This is a genomic window from Moraxella sp. CTOTU48841 (genome assembly GCF_032061225.1).
Lineage (GTDB): Bacteria > Pseudomonadota > Gammaproteobacteria > Pseudomonadales > Moraxellaceae > Faucicola > Faucicola cinerea.
In genome coordinates, this window is the sequence record NZ_DAMBFQ010000001.1 from 548,285 (window position 1) to 563,167 (window position 14,883).

16 protein-coding genes are annotated in these 14,883 nt (G+C 44.7%); 8 read left to right on the forward strand and 8 right to left on the reverse strand.

The features are described from left to right. The first annotated feature begins 3 nt into the window (after window positions 1–3). The 3 genes from RT034_RS02410 to scpB are packed head-to-tail and all read left to right on the forward strand — an operon-like array spanning window position 4 to window position 1,939. Window positions 4–609, forward strand: a complete 606-nt coding sequence (locus tag RT034_RS02410) for an O-methyltransferase (RefSeq protein ID WP_313013138.1) — start codon at window positions 4–6, stop codon at window positions 607–609. Further along, the gene (locus RT034_RS02415; RefSeq protein WP_313013142.1) at window positions 609–1,397 is read left to right on the forward strand and encodes a segregation and condensation protein A; all 789 of its coding nucleotides are present in this window, start codon (window positions 609–611) and stop codon (window positions 1,395–1,397) included. The genes RT034_RS02410 and RT034_RS02415 overlap by 1 nt, the downstream gene beginning before the upstream one ends. Next, window positions 1,394–1,939 (forward strand): SMC-Scp complex subunit ScpB, encoded by a 546-nt coding sequence (gene scpB, locus RT034_RS02420; protein WP_007115978.1) that lies wholly within the window; start codon window positions 1,394–1,396, stop codon window positions 1,937–1,939. The genes RT034_RS02415 and scpB overlap by 4 nt, the downstream gene beginning before the upstream one ends. Before the next feature lie 62 nt (window positions 1,940–2,001). Here the strand turns inward: scpB and RT034_RS02425 are convergent, their stop codons facing one another. Further along, entirely contained in the window at window positions 2,002–2,700 is a 699-nt protein-coding gene (locus tag RT034_RS02425; RefSeq protein ID WP_313013146.1) for a DUF805 domain-containing protein, read from the reverse strand. 234 nt (window positions 2,701–2,934) lie between these two features. On the opposite strand from RT034_RS02425, the gene rluB reads away from it, so the two are divergent. Next, entirely contained in the window at window positions 2,935–3,798 is an 864-nt protein-coding gene (rluB, locus tag RT034_RS02430) for a 23S rRNA pseudouridine(2605) synthase RluB (RefSeq protein WP_036591148.1), read from the forward strand. 97 nt (window positions 3,799–3,895) lie between these two features. On the opposite strand, the gene RT034_RS02435 is transcribed toward rluB, so the two are convergent. The 5 genes from RT034_RS02435 to RT034_RS02455 all read right to left on the reverse strand — a co-directional run bounded on the left by RT034_RS02435 (window position 3,896) and on the right by RT034_RS02455 (window position 7,948). Continuing rightward, window positions 3,896–4,618 carry a hypothetical protein gene (locus RT034_RS02435; protein WP_313013151.1) on the reverse strand — a complete coding sequence of 241 codons (723 nt, stop codon included), beginning with the start codon at window positions 4,616–4,618 and terminating at the stop codon, window positions 3,896–3,898. Between the two features lie 185 nt (window positions 4,619–4,803). After that, complete coding sequence (locus tag RT034_RS02440; RefSeq protein ID WP_313013153.1) at window positions 4,804–5,124, reverse strand: hypothetical protein; 321 nt, start codon at window positions 5,122–5,124, stop codon at window positions 4,804–4,806. Between the two features lie 95 nt (window positions 5,125–5,219). After that, window positions 5,220–5,528, reverse strand: a complete 309-nt coding sequence (locus tag RT034_RS02445) for a hypothetical protein (protein WP_227523097.1) — start codon at window positions 5,526–5,528, stop codon at window positions 5,220–5,222. Window positions 5,529–5,563: 35 nt separating this feature from the next. Continuing rightward, window positions 5,564–6,316 (reverse strand): ribulose-phosphate 3-epimerase, encoded by a 753-nt coding sequence (gene rpe, locus RT034_RS02450; protein WP_198510511.1) that lies wholly within the window; start codon window positions 6,314–6,316, stop codon window positions 5,564–5,566. 501 nt (window positions 6,317–6,817) lie between these two features. Then, window positions 6,818–7,948 carry an endonuclease/exonuclease/phosphatase family protein gene (locus tag RT034_RS02455; RefSeq protein WP_313013162.1) on the reverse strand — a complete coding sequence of 377 codons (1,131 nt, stop codon included), beginning with the start codon at window positions 7,946–7,948 and terminating at the stop codon, window positions 6,818–6,820. A gap of 331 nt (window positions 7,949–8,279) precedes the next feature. Here RT034_RS02455 and asd point away from each other — a divergent pair, with 331 nt between their 5' ends. From asd to RT034_RS02475, 4 genes are all read left to right on the forward strand, one after another. Beyond that, window positions 8,280–9,422, forward strand: coding sequence for an aspartate-semialdehyde dehydrogenase (gene asd, locus RT034_RS02460; RefSeq protein ID WP_313013166.1), 1,143 nt, complete (start codon window positions 8,280–8,282; stop codon window positions 9,420–9,422). 69 nt (window positions 9,423–9,491) lie between these two features. Further along, the gene (locus RT034_RS02465) at window positions 9,492–9,677 is read left to right on the forward strand and encodes a hypothetical protein (RefSeq protein ID WP_313013168.1); all 186 of its coding nucleotides are present in this window, start codon (window positions 9,492–9,494) and stop codon (window positions 9,675–9,677) included. A 186-nt stretch (window positions 9,678–9,863) separates the two neighbouring features. Then, window positions 9,864–11,303: a type IV pilus assembly protein FimV gene (locus tag RT034_RS02470; RefSeq protein ID WP_313013171.1), complete on the forward strand. Its 1,440-nt coding sequence runs from the start codon at window positions 9,864–9,866 to the stop codon at window positions 11,301–11,303. A 157-nt stretch (window positions 11,304–11,460) separates the two neighbouring features. Further along, the gene (locus tag RT034_RS02475) at window positions 11,461–13,035 is read left to right on the forward strand and encodes a hypothetical protein (protein ID WP_313013174.1); all 1,575 of its coding nucleotides are present in this window, start codon (window positions 11,461–11,463) and stop codon (window positions 13,033–13,035) included. Window positions 13,036–13,131: 96 nt separating this feature from the next. Here RT034_RS02475 and RT034_RS02480 read toward each other — a convergent pair whose 3' ends face one another. Continuing rightward, a complete protein-coding gene (locus RT034_RS02480; protein WP_313013176.1) occupies window positions 13,132–13,668 on the reverse strand; it encodes a gamma carbonic anhydrase family protein in 537 nt (178 codons plus the stop codon). A gap of 105 nt (window positions 13,669–13,773) precedes the next feature. Next, a protein-coding gene (prfB, locus tag RT034_RS02485) for a peptide chain release factor 2 (protein ID WP_313013179.1) occupies window positions 13,774–14,869 on the reverse strand; the annotation gives its coding sequence in 2 pieces (ribosomal slippage) (window positions 13,774–14,796 and window positions 14,798–14,869; 1,095 coding nt in all). Window positions 14,870–14,883: the final 14 nt, after the last annotated feature.

The window sequence follows — 14,883 nt, forward strand, 5'->3', positions numbered from 1 at the left end:
CTCATGTCATTTGCACACTTTAAAGCCTACACCGATAGGCTTTATCAAACCGATAAAGCCTTTGACGATGCCCAGCCCAACCGTCTTAACCGACATCGCCACCTTGAGCCTGATTCAGCCGAGTTTCTTGCCAGTCTGGTTATCAGTAAGCGGGCTAAAAATATGTTAGAAATTGGCACATCAACGGGCTACTCTACGCTATGGCTAGGCTATGCGTTAGCCCAAATCAATCGTGCCAATACCGAGGATACTGCCACATTGACCTCAATTGATATCGATGAGTGGCGATTACTAACCGCGCGCAATCACCTGCGTACCTTGCAGTTTGACCACAATATCACGCTACAACAAGTCGATGCGAGGGATTTTTTACGTCAGTCAACCGCCCATTTTGATGTGATTTTCTTGGATGCAGAGCGCAGGTTTTATGGTGACTATGTGGCTGACTTTAAGCGATTGCTGACCTTTGGCGATATGCTGATTGTCGATAATGTCATTTCTCATGCCGATGAAGTAGCAGTGTTTTTGTCAGCCTTTGAACAGGACAACAACTATCTGTGCTCTACCCTATCAATTGGGGCAGGTTTGTTTGTGGCGGTTCGACAGTAGTGACCAATTTAGCCATTCGAATTTTTGAGACGCCTGTTCAAAGTCTGCCCGAAGACCTCTATATTCCGCCCGAAGCCTTTGCCATTTGGCTAGAGCAGTTTGAAGGTCCGCTGGATTTTTTGTTGTACTTAGTCAAAAAAAATAACTTTGATATCACCACCACAGCGATTTTGCCGATTACCGAGCAGTACCTGACTTATATTGATGAGTTGGATGACAATCATTTTGAGTTGGCAGGTGATTATTTGCTGATGGCAAGTACCTTAATTGCTATCAAAAGCGAATTGTTACTACCAAGCCCGCAACGGCCAGAAGATGAAAAAAACCCCACCAAGCAGCTGATTGACAGACTTGAACAATACGCCCAAATCAAACACGCCAGTCAGCGTATCGATGCGTTAATGCGGCTTGAGCGCGATGTGTTTTTGGCATATGCCAGTTTGCCAAGCCCTGATATATTAGCCAAAGAGATTGCACCCTATCCTGCCACCATGCTTGCCGACAGTTTAATCAAAATGCAGCTAAAACCCGATTACCAAATGCACCATGTCAAAGCCGATATCGTGCCATTAGCAGAGCGTATGGCAAGTATTAGCCGTATGTTGGCAAGTCGGGGTCAAGGCACTTTTCACGACATATTAGATAAATCACAAGGCAAACTGGGTGTGGTGGTGAGTTTTGTCGCCATTTTGGAATTAGCCAAACAGCGGATGCTAAAGTTTATCGCACAAGACGATGACGAATCTTCCGATGTAAGCGAACTAACCTTGATATGGGCATCGTCATGACGGATTTTAACCAACAACATCAGCTTGCCCAGCAGCATAGCAAATCTATTGAAGCGATTTTACATGCTTCAGAAACCCCGATTACTGCCAAACAGCTGTGTCACTGGCTATCGATTAATCCAAACCAACTGAGCATGGCGCTCACGGTCTTGCAGCAGCGTCTATCACAAGGCGCGTTAACCTTAGCGGATACCGCTAGCGGCTACCGATTGCAAATCGCCAATGACTTTAGCCCGCTGATTCAGCAAGTTTTTCCCCAGCGTCAAGAAACCCTAAGCCAAGCGTTATTAGAGACGTTAAGTGTGATTGCTTATAAACAACCGGTAACGCGTGGCGATATTGAGCAAATTCGTGGCGTGACTGTATCGAGCAATATCTTACGGCAACTATTTGATAAGGGCTGGATTATTGAGCAAGGGTTTCGCGATACGCTGGGACGTCCTGCACTACTGCATACCACCCCAGCGTTTTTAGCCGCCTTTGGGCTTAAAAGCTTGCAAGATTTGCCAAAGCTAGCTGATGTGCAACAGCTTGAGATATAAAAAAGCTGCCGACTGGGCAGCTTCTTAAAGAACCTGTTTAAAGACCCTGCATCAAGAATGCATTAAGGCAAGCGGCGAGCAGGGGCGCCCCACTGGTTGACATTCGGCTTGGTATCTGTGCAATACCACACCAGCAGCATAATCCCGCCAATAATGGGAATAAAAGCAATCAGCATCCACCAACCTGATTTATTAACATCATGTAAACGGCGAACAGCTACTGCAATATTGGGAATCACCAACGCCAAAGCAATAAGCCCCGCCACAATGCCCTCAGTACCAATCATATAATCGATGATTGCCGCACCCAGATACAACATGACCCACGCCAAATAAAAATACCAATATTCTTTACGTCTAGCGCGCCCTTTAAAATTGGCATAATTGCTGAGACTTTTTTTAACCCAATCAAAAAAGCCATAATTTTCTTCAATCGCCCATGCTGGATTGACGGCATTCATGCCCGCTGTGTGAGTAACTTGACCATAGTTGGCAGTTGTAGGGGTGTCTGTATAGCCGTGAGGGATGGGCGCAATCGTGCTATCTATCGGTTTGTTCAGATTGATTGCATTGCCTGCGGCAAGACCGACAACTGCCACTGCATAACCCTGCGCATCAACACTAAATTCTACTTGTTGTCCTGCCATCGGTGCCGTGGCTTGTTGCCATTGTTGGCTAGTAAATGGGTAATTTTTGCCGTCATCCGCCATGATGATACCTTGACCATGTTGCGGCGAGAAATTGGCTATTTGCCCTTTCATTGTTATTATTCCTTGTAGTTGTATTGATTTACTTATGTCGATAATTATAACGTAAAATAATTTTTACAATGTGACATTATTTATGTTAACTTTTTGGTTAAAATACTGGTTAAAATTTAGCCACATGACTTTATACTAGCATTCAGCCATCGCTTGTCCTACAATAGGCACAAGCATGAAGTTTCATGCTAGCACAACATTGTGAAATGTTGCTACCTATTAAAGGATTATTGAATGAAAGACGAAAAACTGCAAAAAGCGCTCGCCCGTTTAGGCTTAGGTTCGCGCCGCCAAATGGAAGATGTGATTCGCGAAGGTCGCGTCAGTGTTAACGGGACTGTCGCTACCATTGGTGACCGTGTCGGACAAGGCGATGAAATCCGAGTCGATGGACGTTTGCTACGCTATACCGCAGAAAACGAAAAACGCCGCCGTATATTGATGTATTACAAGCCAGAAGGCGAAATTTGCTCAGCCCATGACCCAGAAGGTCGTCCCACGGTGTTTGAGCGCCTGCCACCACTGAACCATGACCGCTGGGTAATGGTGGGTCGGTTAGACATCAACTCAACGGGTTTATTGCTATTTACCAATGATGGTGAACTGGCTCACCGTCTGATGCACCCATCAAATGAAATAGAGCGCGAATATGCGGTGCGTGTGATGGGGGAAGTCACCCCGGAGATTATCTTAAATCTCAAACGTGGCGTCATGCTAGAAGATGGTATGGCACAGTTTGATGACATCGTTGAAAAAGGCGGTGAAGGTATCAACAAATGGTACCAAGTCAAACTCAAAGAAGGTCGCAATCGTGAAGTACGCCGCTTATTTGAATCGCAAGGCTTAAAAGTAAGCCGATTACTACGTATCCGTTACGGCTCTGTCAGTCTCCCAAGGGAGCTTCGTACCGGTCGCTATCTTGAGCTAGATCGCCGTGAGATTGACACCTTAGCAGGACTTGTCAACATTCGCCCGCGCCAAGGCACAGGGCTTTATGGCATTGCCAAACGCCGCCAAGAACGCTTTGAGAAAAAACCGCTGAAAGCGCGCCGTGGGGGTCATCACTTACGCCGCGATAAAGAAAAAAGAAGTAGCTAACCGCTATAAAATTTACACAAAAAGTAACTTACAAAAAAAGCGTATCAAATTGATACGCTTTTTTCATTTTGATATACCAATGTTAATCTACCATCAACTACGTGCGATTTTTGACATAGCGATAAGTTGACGCAAATTGCTGGCTGACTTCATGAAACATCTCATTAAGCAATTCATCTAATTGCCGATTGACCCGATCCAATACCTCAATCAGCATCTCGCCTGCGGTCATCTCCCCCTGAATTTTTTGATTGAGCTGACTGGGATGATATTTGGCAATTTGGTCATACTGGTGTACAGCTTCGGGAATCGTCTGCTCAATCAAGCGGTTGACCACAAACTTATTTTCAGTCAACCATTGGGTTTGCGGGTGGTCTAGTTGGTTGGCTGACTGGCTTTGGTCAAGTTGCCACTCCTGATAACGAATGAGTTTGTCATGGATGGTATCAAGCAGCATCACGGCAGCGGTTGGCATACGTTCAATTGACGCGCCATCAATACCTAAAATCGAAGGTGAAGATAATCGCGGTTGTTGATTTTTTGCTTTAAACCATTTTTTGTCGCGCGCATGTTTGCTAGCACGTGGCATTAAGTTAAAACGGCTATCACTACCGAAGGTATTGGGAATTGGCAGGTTTGATTGGTACGCCAAGCGCATGGTTTCTGATTTTGCCGGCGGTGCTGTCGGCGGCACAGAATATTGAGACATACCGACCTCAATGCCTGCCATGTCATGTAGTTTATACCAAGCCAGCCTTATCCATCGATACACCAAAAAGCTTATCAATACAGTCAACAATATACCGAGCAAAATATTCATCTATACGCCCTAACAGCTTGTCTATCAATAACAGCCTGCCTATAAAAAGCAAATATAGTATTACTATGATTGCAACTGTTTAAAAATTCAAGCATGTTAGCGTTGGTTAAACCTAAAAATTCATCGGTCAAAAAAAGTATTGCGCAAAACTTTTAGCTATTAACTGTTACCTTAAATCGTCATGTTTACATGGTATGCCAATAGCGAAGTTTATTAATTTCAAATAAAAATGCCACAAACATGCCGAGATAATACGCCAATTTAAGCTCAAAGCTGTCATCCCGTAACTTAAAAGGTAATGCGCAAAGGGTGACGGCAAGCGGAATCCACAATAGCATAAACACCCAATTTTCGATGACATTGAGCCAGCCTTGTATTCCCTTACTACTGCGTAAAGCCGCCAACCCTAACAGCAAGCAAGCAACTATCAGTGTGTTGATTAAGCCTTTTGGAAGATTACTGGGATAAATCGATAATTCTTGCTTAGTATAATGTGGCAATGCCATTCAATAAATTCCTAATAATTACTGAGGATTGGTGTGATGTGTAGCGTCAATTTTTAGCGTTAATGTCTTGGGGTACTGACTCGCCGAACGAAACGCTACGAATATGCCGCCATCATCCATAGCATCGCCACACAGCTAAATAACAAACCCAAGGTTAATGCATTGCGATTTTGAATCGGTGCACGCCCTGAGTAGCGATTTAACACCTTCGAGCCCACAACAAAAGCCAGTGGAATACCCAACCAAAAAATCGCAATGGTGCTCACCAGTGAGGGCAGCATTGATGAGAAACTATCGCCAAACATCAACCTAAACCCAAAACCTGCCAACCCTAGCAACACCGCAAATATTGCCAGTCCAATTGTCAGCCCTTTGGGTACTAAAGATGGGGATTGAACGTCCATACCAATTTCCTTGTGTATCATTGCTTGTGTAGCATTTACGCTGGCAAGCGACCGACCAAAGCTAGTTCGGCACGCATCGCGTCAATCGCTTGGCGATAATCAGGTTGATTAAATATCGCTGAACCTGCGACAAACATATCAGCCCCTGCTTCGGCAACCGCACGAATATTACTGGCTTTGATACCGCCATCGACTTCAAGGCGAATATTGCGACCCGATAGCCTAATCATTTCGCGCACCGCTTCAATTTTTTTGAGGGTACCATCAATAAATGCTTGCCCACCAAACCCTGGGTTAACACTCATCAATAAAATCTGGTCAACTTTATCCATCACATAGTCTAGATAGTGTAGCGGCGTGGCAGGATTCAGCACCAATCCACAGTCAGCGCCGCCATCTTTGATGAGCTGTAAAGAGCGATCGACATGTTGCGTGGCTTCTGGGTGAAAGGTAATGATGCTAGCGCCCGCTTTTAAGAACTGCTCAATCATACTATCAACCGGTGACACCATCAAATGCACATCTATCGGCGCAGTTACCCCATAATCACGCAGCGCCTGACAAATCATGCTACCAAAGGTCAAATTTGGGACATAATGATTATCCATCACGTCAAAATGCACCACATCCGCACCTGCGGCAATAACCTTCTCGACCTCCTCGCCCAGACGGGCAAAATCTGCCGACAAAATCGAAGGGGCAATCAAAAATTGGCTATCATTATTTGGATGGGCAAATTTATTAGGGGCTTGTTTAGGTGAGTCTTCAAGAATTTCAGACTGGTTCATCGTCATTGTCCGTCAGCTTTGATTAAAAAGTGCGGATATTTTAGCAAAGATTATTTTAAAAAACTTCGACTATTTGGTGACTATTACTTGGTGGCTATTATTTGGTGGCTATTATTTGGTGACTAGGACTATTGACAGCGACTATTTGCTGCCCGTGAAAATAAATCTGCCATAAGCCTTGCAGCATTTGTATTTAAGTAGCCAAAACAAGGTAGCTAGACTATGCTAAATTAGGCTAGATTATGATTGATAAGTACCAAAAAAGATAAAACCCAAGTCTTAGGGCAATAGACTTGGGTTTTAGGGCACTTCATGTCAACTATGTTATTATTATTGGCTTTCCATGATATTACTCATCCTGAGCGTTTCAACACTACCATTCCTTGGTATCATCCTTGTGTTGATGAGTTCATTGTAGTTTGTTGCACGGTTGGTTACTAGCCGCAAAAGGCGGAATCTGTTGTAAGCAAATGCTTACATGAAGTTTTAGCTTGCTCGCTGCTAGCTTTCTAATGCGCCTTTCAATAATTTGCTAGCATCACTAGCGCTATCACGCTGAGCTTCCGATAGCTTTTCGCCTTCTTTAATCCCTTCTTTGATGGTTTCTTTCGCCTCTTGGTGATCGGCGATGCTTGGCAAAGGTTCAGGCTGCTCATCCATGACTTCAGGCTCATATTGTAAAGTAGTGAGCACGGGGAAATGGTCGGAGCCAATGTTCGGCATACGCGCCATCGATACTAGCGTGAAGTGATTGCTGTGAAAAACATGGTCAAGCGCCCAACGCAAAAATGGGTAACTGGCATGAAAGGTATTGATGAATTTTCGCCCAATGCGGGGGTCTAGTAGCCCTGAGATACGCTGGAACATGCGTGTGGTATGCGACCAAGCCACATCGTTGAGATCGCCTGCAACAATCACCGTCAAATCGTTGGCGTTGATGTGTTTGCCTACCATTAACAGCTCAGCATCCCGTGTCACCGATTTATCGGCTTCGGTTGGACTCGGTGGCATGGGGTGCAAGCAGTATAGCCAAACAACCTTTCCCATTGCTAGGCGAACTTGGGTATGAATCGATGGAATATCATCAACCACCAGATATTTTACTTGGGGATTGATAAGCTCAAGCTTTGAGTACAAATGCATACCATACAAATTATCGAGTGGGACTTTGACGTTAAATGGATAGTCAGCCTCAATGGTGCTTAAAGCGTCTTGCCACACTTGGTCAGTTTCGAGTGTTAATACAATATCGGGTTGATGGGCATGGATAAGGTCAATCAAAGCTTGTTTATTTGGATTGGTTGTCAACACATTGGCAACCAACAATTTCACTAGATAGTCGCGTGATTTTGGCTTTGCCGTTTGCACTTGTTTCTTCCACAAAAACGTATATGGCAACACCATGTATGCTTGCATAGCCAGCGCAATAAGCAGCAGCAAAATCAATCCCATCTGCCAACGACTGTCAAAAGCGCCCAGCCAAAATAAGCCAATGAGCGCCACCACCCCCAAAAAAATCAATTGATTTCTGGGAAAATCGGCAACCCTAAACCACCATTCAAACCTAGGGATGGTTGCCCAAAAAGTTGCAAAAACCACAAAACCTGCTAGCAACTGTAACAACAGCGTCATTGTCTATCCTTTCATGTTATATTGCGGTTAATGTTGTTCAATATTAGCTTTTTATCATCAGCTTCTTATAATCAGCTTCTTATCAATAGCATGGCGATATAGTAGCTACAAAAATACGGCTGATAAATTGCAGTTGTGTTGCCAAACGCTATTTTTCACCCTGACATCGCTATCAGCCTACCATCTATAGCTAAATAGATGCCCCATGTAAAAAAAAATTCACTTGCAAAACATGACAAATACAGGCAAGGTAACAGGTTACTAATTGAAAAATCAATGTGGATTTTCTGCACTATTTATTTTATTTTGTTTACAGTAAGGAAGGGTTATCATGAGTCAGCTACGCGTAGGTTTGGTCGGATGGCGTGGAATGGTCGGTTCGGTATTAATGCAACGTATGATGGATGAAAACGACTTTGAAGGGATTACCCCCGTGTTTTTCTCTACCAGTAATGCCGGTGGCGATGCCCCTACCCCAAATGGCATTGCCCCTAGCAAGCTTGAAGATGCACATGACTTAGCGGCTTTAGCGGCTTGTGATGCCATTATTACTTGTCAAGGCGGCGACTATACTAAAGAAGTCCATCAACCGCTACGTGATAAAGGCTGGACAGGTTACTGGATTGATGCAGCAAGCACCCTGCGTATGACTGACAATAGCATCATTGTCCTAGACCCTGTCAACCGCAATGTCATTGACGACGCTATCAAAAATGGTCAAAAAGACTTTATCGGTGGTAACTGTACAGTATCTTTGATGTTGATGGCGATTGGCGAGTTGTTCAAACGTGATTGGGTTGAATGGGTATCTGCGATGACTTACCAAGCGGCAAGTGGTGCGGGCGCCAATAATATGCGTGAGCTTATCAAAGGCATGGGCTACATCCATGATGGCGTTGCAGACGAACTCAATAACCCGGCAGGCGCAATTTTAGAGATTGACCGTAAAGTAGCCGAATTACAACGTAGCAGCGACTTCCCAAAACAATACTTTGGTGCACCGCTTGCTGGTAGCTTAATTCCATACATTGATGTACAACTAGAAAACGGTCAATCAAAAGAAGAATGGAAAGGCTGTGTTGAAACCAACAAAATCTTAGGCAATGATGCAGACAAAAATAATGCCAACATTGTGCCGATTGATGGTATCTGCGTGCGTATCGGTGCCATGCGTTGTCACTCACAAGGCTTGACCATCAAACTAAAAAAAGACATCCCTCTAGAAGAAATTGAAGCTGCGCTTCGTGACAGTGGCAATGAGTGGCTAGATGTAGTAGAAAATGACAAAGCAGCAAGCGTTGAGCGTTTGACCCCAGTGGCGGTCACTGGCACCCTTAAAGTTGCCGTAGGTCGTCTTCGTAAGATGAATTTAGGTGGCGAATATTTATCCGCCTTTACTGTAGGCGATCAGTTGTTATGGGGCGCGGCAGAGCCATTACGCCGCACACTTGCGATTATCCGCAATCAATTATAAACCCAAGGTTTTATAAAAAACACGCTGACTAGGGCGTGTTTTTTTATGCTTCAATGGCTAAACCTGATAATGTTAATCCGTTATTTACCCCTAAAAAACGCCATGACCAGTAAACAGGGATTGCCATTATCAGGGTATTGTCACGGTATTGATAGTACAGCGTCATTATCCAAGCATCAATCCACGCTCAAATTGCTATCAACAGCGGGCTTTATCCCAAGCTTTATGCCAATAATAAGCGAGTCAGACTATTGAGAGTTTTGGACAAAAAGTGTAAAGTTGAGCAGATAATTTGACGGAAACTTTTGTCAAGTTGTTGGACTATCGATTAATTCGATGTTTGAATATTGCCTGTCGGTATATTGACTACCATGCGACCACACAAGTAGGCATTTTTTAACACCCCTAACTAGGCTATGATACCTTCAGCAAGGATTTTTTATGTCTTGGCAAAAATACTCTGTACACTTGGTATTGGGTTTTCCATTATCGCTTCCCATTGTCGCTTATGCCGTCAATATTGGCGATACTTATGTACAAACTCAACAAAACCAACCTTTAAACGCCAGTATTAATGTCAGTGATATCAACCCAAGGACTTTCTCTGTCACAGTCGCCCAAGCTGATGTGTATCGCCAGCTAGGCTTATCAAAAGATGCCGATATTCAAATCAAATTTGTCCCAACCAGTAGCAATGGCGGTCAGATTGTATTGACCACCAAACGTGCGATTAATGCCCCATTTACCGATGTGGTGCTCAATATCACGGAAAATGGCGTGACCAAAACGCTGCCAAAAACCTTGTTGATGCCCATCGACAGCGCACAAAAAATCACCACGCAAGCCAATACCACGGCTTTTCAATCACCCGCGCAAAACATCGTCATAGGTTCGGCCAATCCTGTGCAGTTGCCTGTTATGTCACCTGACGCTATGCCCATGCAAGCGATAACGTTGCCATCAACCACCATCAACCAGCTGCCTAATTTACCTACAACTGGTATGCCCGCTGGCGCCGCCCCAATGACACTGGCTAGCGAAAACAGTGACTACCTGCGTATTCAAGAGACGCGAACGGTTCGATCTGTTCAGCCAAATGGCACTGTCTATACGCAAGCCGTGCCACAAACGCAAAACCCCATCCCAACCAGCGCCGCAGATAATCAATTGCCAAGCCCAGCAGCTAGTTATGGCAATCAACCTTCAGACAAATCCAAATCCAAATTTAAGTATAGCGCCAAGAACCCGCAAATCATTGGCGAGACAACCACTTATACACTACAGCGCAATGACAACCTTTGGACCATCGCCAGTAATATCGCAGCGGCAAACCGCAAAGATGTCGATCAAGTGATGGCAGATATCATGTCAGCCAACCCGACCGCGTTCCCCGATAATGACCCAACCAAACTTGTCGCCAATACCCAATTACAAATCCCAAAATATAAAGTAGTCCCTTCACAAATTGGGATAAAATCGGCCAATAAAGCGCGACAACAATATCGTCAAAACAAAAAACGCGTCCCGAGCAAAAAATCTGCTGCTAAACAACCAGCCACCCTAAAAACGACAAAAAAGACACGTAAAGCACAAAAAACACCGCGGCCATACGCAGCGACTAAAAAATCTGAAATGACCATCATCGCACCTAATCATACCAATGGTTCAGTGCAGGGTCAAAGTACCAACAACAAATTAGGCAAAGCGATGCCATCCCAAGTAGCGGCGCAAGTGCAGCAAAAACGCCAAGCCACCGCCCAGCAAGCCACTAAAGTTAACAAACTCAATCAAGACTTAGTAGGCGCGGAAAATCGCTTGAAAATACAAAACACCAAGCTTGCCCAATTAGAAAAACGCTTAAAAGAGTTAAACAAAAAATAATACAGCGCGTGGATGATATTGCCTGCGTGCTGTGTCATTTCATACCGTACAACAAATTTGTGGTGATTCATTAGTCGCATAAAGCGGTAGCTCATATCTTGCTATGCCCTAATGATAACTATCTACCGTAACGATGAGGTGAAAGATGGATCCGATAATGATAGGTATCGCAGCAGTGGTGATTTTGGTAATTGTTGCTGGCGTTTTCTTGATGAAAAAAGGTAAAAACCAGACGATAGTTAATACTCAGACCCAAGTCAAACGTCCAAAAACCTTGGCTGAGCAGCAACGCGAACTAGAACTGCAACGTCAATCACAGCAACCAAGCCCCTATGCTGCGCCTAACCTGCCGCAATCGACTTTGCAGGCTGCTCAAACCCTCAATCTCAACGCCCAAGCCAATAACCTAAAAACGCTGGTAGATGAAGAACAATCGATAAATGCACGCAGCACAGCGATGACCCATACCGCTGAAGCGGTTGAACCTGATGGACTTGATTTTGATTTGCCAGGGTTTAAACAAGACAGTGATAAACCCGCAATCAACAGCACCTTACATGTTGTCAGGCCGACCGTCACTCAAGTGGCACAGCCAGCAAACCCAGTTGATGGTATTAGCAGCAAAGCCGATAATGAATTAGATTTTGACTTTGCACTCGATGTACCTGAAACCAAAATAGCCCCTCTCCCCACTGAAACTACAGCGGCGCAATCACAATCAAATGAGTTCACTTTTGACGATTTTGATCTACCTAGCAAACAGCCCGCGACCGCCGAGACTGTCCCAGCGCCTGTCCTAGAATCGACTACCGAAATTTTTGCGCCGATAGATGAACCTGTAAACACCACTTTGGCAAGTAACGTTAATAACAATGCTATTAGCGACAGCGATTTTGATTTTGACTTTAGTTTACCAAATATTCCGTCAGCGACTGCCGCTACGGCTGCAGCGCCAATGCTAACGACCCCAACGGCTGCACCGAGCGCTGACAACAATATCGCAGATGATTTTGATTTCGACTTTGAGTTGAACGCTGAGCCAGCGGTTACTCCAATCAATGATGTTACTGCAGAAGCAGCCTTAAGCTTTGACGCGTCAGATACCAAAGCATCTAGCAATCTAACTTCCGATGCAGCGACTTCTGTACCGGTTGCAAGTGATGAAGCCACAGATATCGCATCGTTTGCTTTGGATGATGAATTACTACGCCAAACAGAAGCAGCCACATTAGCCACAGCTGCTACCCCATCGGTCGCTGAGCCTGTTGTTGACTTGACAGAAGTTAGCGCCCCTAGCCAATCTGATTCGCTACTTATCTCAGATGATATGTTTGATTTTGCGCTAGACGATGACACGACCAAAGCGCAAGACGCTACGTCAAATGTCTTGGTTACTGAGCCTACCCCATCGGACGACTTGATTGATTTGTCTTTTGATGATGCAGCTATTCAAGCAACTAATCAGACAACTACGACCCCAACCGCTAGTCCTGAAACAACATCGATTGCAGATGAGGGAAGCCCAACAACAGCACCAGTTGTTGAAGATTTATCAGCGATACTTGATGTGATTAAGGATATCGACACGGATACGTTAAACGTAGATTTGGCAGAACAGTATGTGAATTTAGGGGAATACGACAGTGCCAAACGCTTGCTTGATGAAATCAAAGATAGCGATAACCCGGCATTGCTAGAACGTGCGGCAGCGCTGAGACAACGTATTGCTTAATCATGTATTGCATAAAAAAAGGATAGTAAATTGACTATCCTTTTTTTAGTCAAATTTTTTTTGAATTACTTTATAACAACTTAATACGCAAAAAACTTAATACTCAATCGCTATGGGTTTAAGTCCAGCTTTAAAAGCATGGGCTTTATCAACATAATGTAATGCGGATAGCTGAAGCATCACTTCACGCGCCTGCGGCAAGGTTTTGACAACTTTAGCTGGGCTACCCATCACGATGGAATTATCTGGGATTTGCATATTTTCGGTGACAAGCGCATTGGCACCGATGATGCAGTTTTTGCCGATTTGGGCATTATTGAGCACAATCGCACCGATACCAATCAAGCTATTATCACCAACGGTGCAGCCGTGAAGCATCGCCAAATGCCCAATCGTCACGCCTTCGCCAATGGTGACGGCGATACCTTCATCGGTGTGTATCACACTGTTTTCTTGCACATTACTATTTTTGCCCAAATAAATCGGTGCATTGTCCGCACGTATCACCGCGCCAAACCATACACTGACGTTATCAGCTAAATGCACATCGCCGATGACTTCAGCAGATTCGGCGACCCAGCCTGTGAAGGGTGCCTGATAGGTGGGTTTTTTGTCTTGCCATTGGTACAGCATATCAAATCCTTATGAAAAAAAAGAGCGTCAACTAAAAAATTGACCCTCTAATTTTAGCAAGTGCGGATAAATTAGCAATGGGTTATTGTGGCCAATGCAGTTAAATCAAAGCCCTGCTTTTAGGCTCGCTTCGATAAATTTATCCAAATCACCATCCAGAACCGCTTGGGTATTGGAAGTTTCCACCCCTGTACGCAAATCCTTAATCCGCGAGTCATCGAGCACATACGAGCGAATTTGACTACCCCAACCGATATCCGATTTGGTGTCTTCTAGCGCTTGTTGTTTTTCCATGCGCTGCATCATTTCACGCTCGTACAGTTTGGCACGTAGCATTTTCATTGCCGTGTCTTTGTTGGCATGTTGGCTACGTTCATTTTGACACGCAACCACAATCCCTGTCGGTTGGTGGGTGATACGCACCGCAGAGTCGGTGGTATTAACGTGCTGACCGCCGGCACCGCTTGAGCGATAAGTATCGATGCGTAAATCGGCAGGATTGATATCAATCTCGATATTATCATCGATTTCAGGCGATACAAACACCGCCGCAAACGACGTGTGGCGACCGTTGTTGCTATCAAACGGTGATTTTCTCACTAAACGATGCACACCGATTTCGGTACGTAACCAGCCAAACGCATAGTCACCTTTGACATGAATCGATGCGCTTTTAATCCCTGCGACACCACCTGCTGATAGTTCCATGATTTCGGCTTTAAAGCCATGTGATTCACACCAACGTAAATACATCCGCAGCAGCATCTCTGCCCAGTCTTGTGCTTCGGTACCGCCTGAGCCTGACTGGATATCAACATAACAGTTGTTGCCATCCATTTCACCGCTAAACATACGTTTAAACTCTAAATCTGCGACTTTGGCTTCGGCCTCATCGAGTTCTGCTTGTACGTCTGCCAATAGCGTTGTATCATCGGCTTCCACCGCTAAGTCAATCATGGCTTTGGCGTCTTCTAACTTGTCATCTAAAGCGGTAATCACGCCAATGACATTATCAAGCTGCGATTTTTCTTTACTGATTTTGGTGGCACGCTCTGGGTCGTTCCACAATTCTGGGTTCTCAAGCTCTAAATTGACTTCTTCCAAACGCTCTTGCTTGGCTTCGATGTCAAAGATACCCCCGAAGCTGGTTGCCACGGTCAGTTAAGTCTTTGATATGCTCTAAATACGGGTTGATTTCCATGCGAGGTTACCTTA

Coding starts and splice junctions, on each gene's coding strand:
- RT034_RS02410 (WP_313013138.1), top strand. CDS start 4: ATGTCATTTGCACACTTTAAAGCCTACACCGATAGGCTTTATCAAACC.
- scpB (WP_007115978.1), top strand. CDS start 1,394: ATGACGGATTTTAACCAACAACATCAGCTTGCCCAGCAGCATAGCAAA.
- RT034_RS02425 (WP_313013146.1), bottom strand. CDS start 2,700: ATGAAAGGGCAAATAGCCAATTTCTCGCCGCAACATGGTCAAGGTATC.
- rluB (WP_036591148.1), top strand. CDS start 2,935: ATGAAAGACGAAAAACTGCAAAAAGCGCTCGCCCGTTTAGGCTTAGGT.
- RT034_RS02435 (WP_313013151.1), bottom strand. CDS start 4,618: ATGAATATTTTGCTCGGTATATTGTTGACTGTATTGATAAGCTTTTTG.
- RT034_RS02440 (WP_313013153.1), bottom strand. CDS start 5,124: ATGGCATTGCCACATTATACTAAGCAAGAATTATCGATTTATCCCAGT.
- RT034_RS02445 (WP_227523097.1), bottom strand. CDS start 5,528: ATGGACGTTCAATCCCCATCTTTAGTACCCAAAGGGCTGACAATTGGA.
- rpe (WP_198510511.1), bottom strand. CDS start 6,316: ATGAACCAGTCTGAAATTCTTGAAGACTCACCTAAACAAGCCCCTAAT.
- RT034_RS02455 (WP_313013162.1), bottom strand. CDS start 7,948: ATGACGCTGTTGTTACAGTTGCTAGCAGGTTTTGTGGTTTTTGCAACT.
- asd (WP_313013166.1), top strand. CDS start 8,280: ATGAGTCAGCTACGCGTAGGTTTGGTCGGATGGCGTGGAATGGTCGGT.
- RT034_RS02465 (WP_313013168.1), top strand. CDS start 9,492: ATGTTAATCCGTTATTTACCCCTAAAAAACGCCATGACCAGTAAACAG.
- RT034_RS02470 (WP_313013171.1), top strand. CDS start 9,864: ATGTCTTGGCAAAAATACTCTGTACACTTGGTATTGGGTTTTCCATTA.
- RT034_RS02475 (WP_313013174.1), top strand. CDS start 11,461: ATGATAGGTATCGCAGCAGTGGTGATTTTGGTAATTGTTGCTGGCGTT.
- RT034_RS02480 (WP_313013176.1), bottom strand. CDS start 13,668: ATGCTGTACCAATGGCAAGACAAAAAACCCACCTATCAGGCACCCTTC.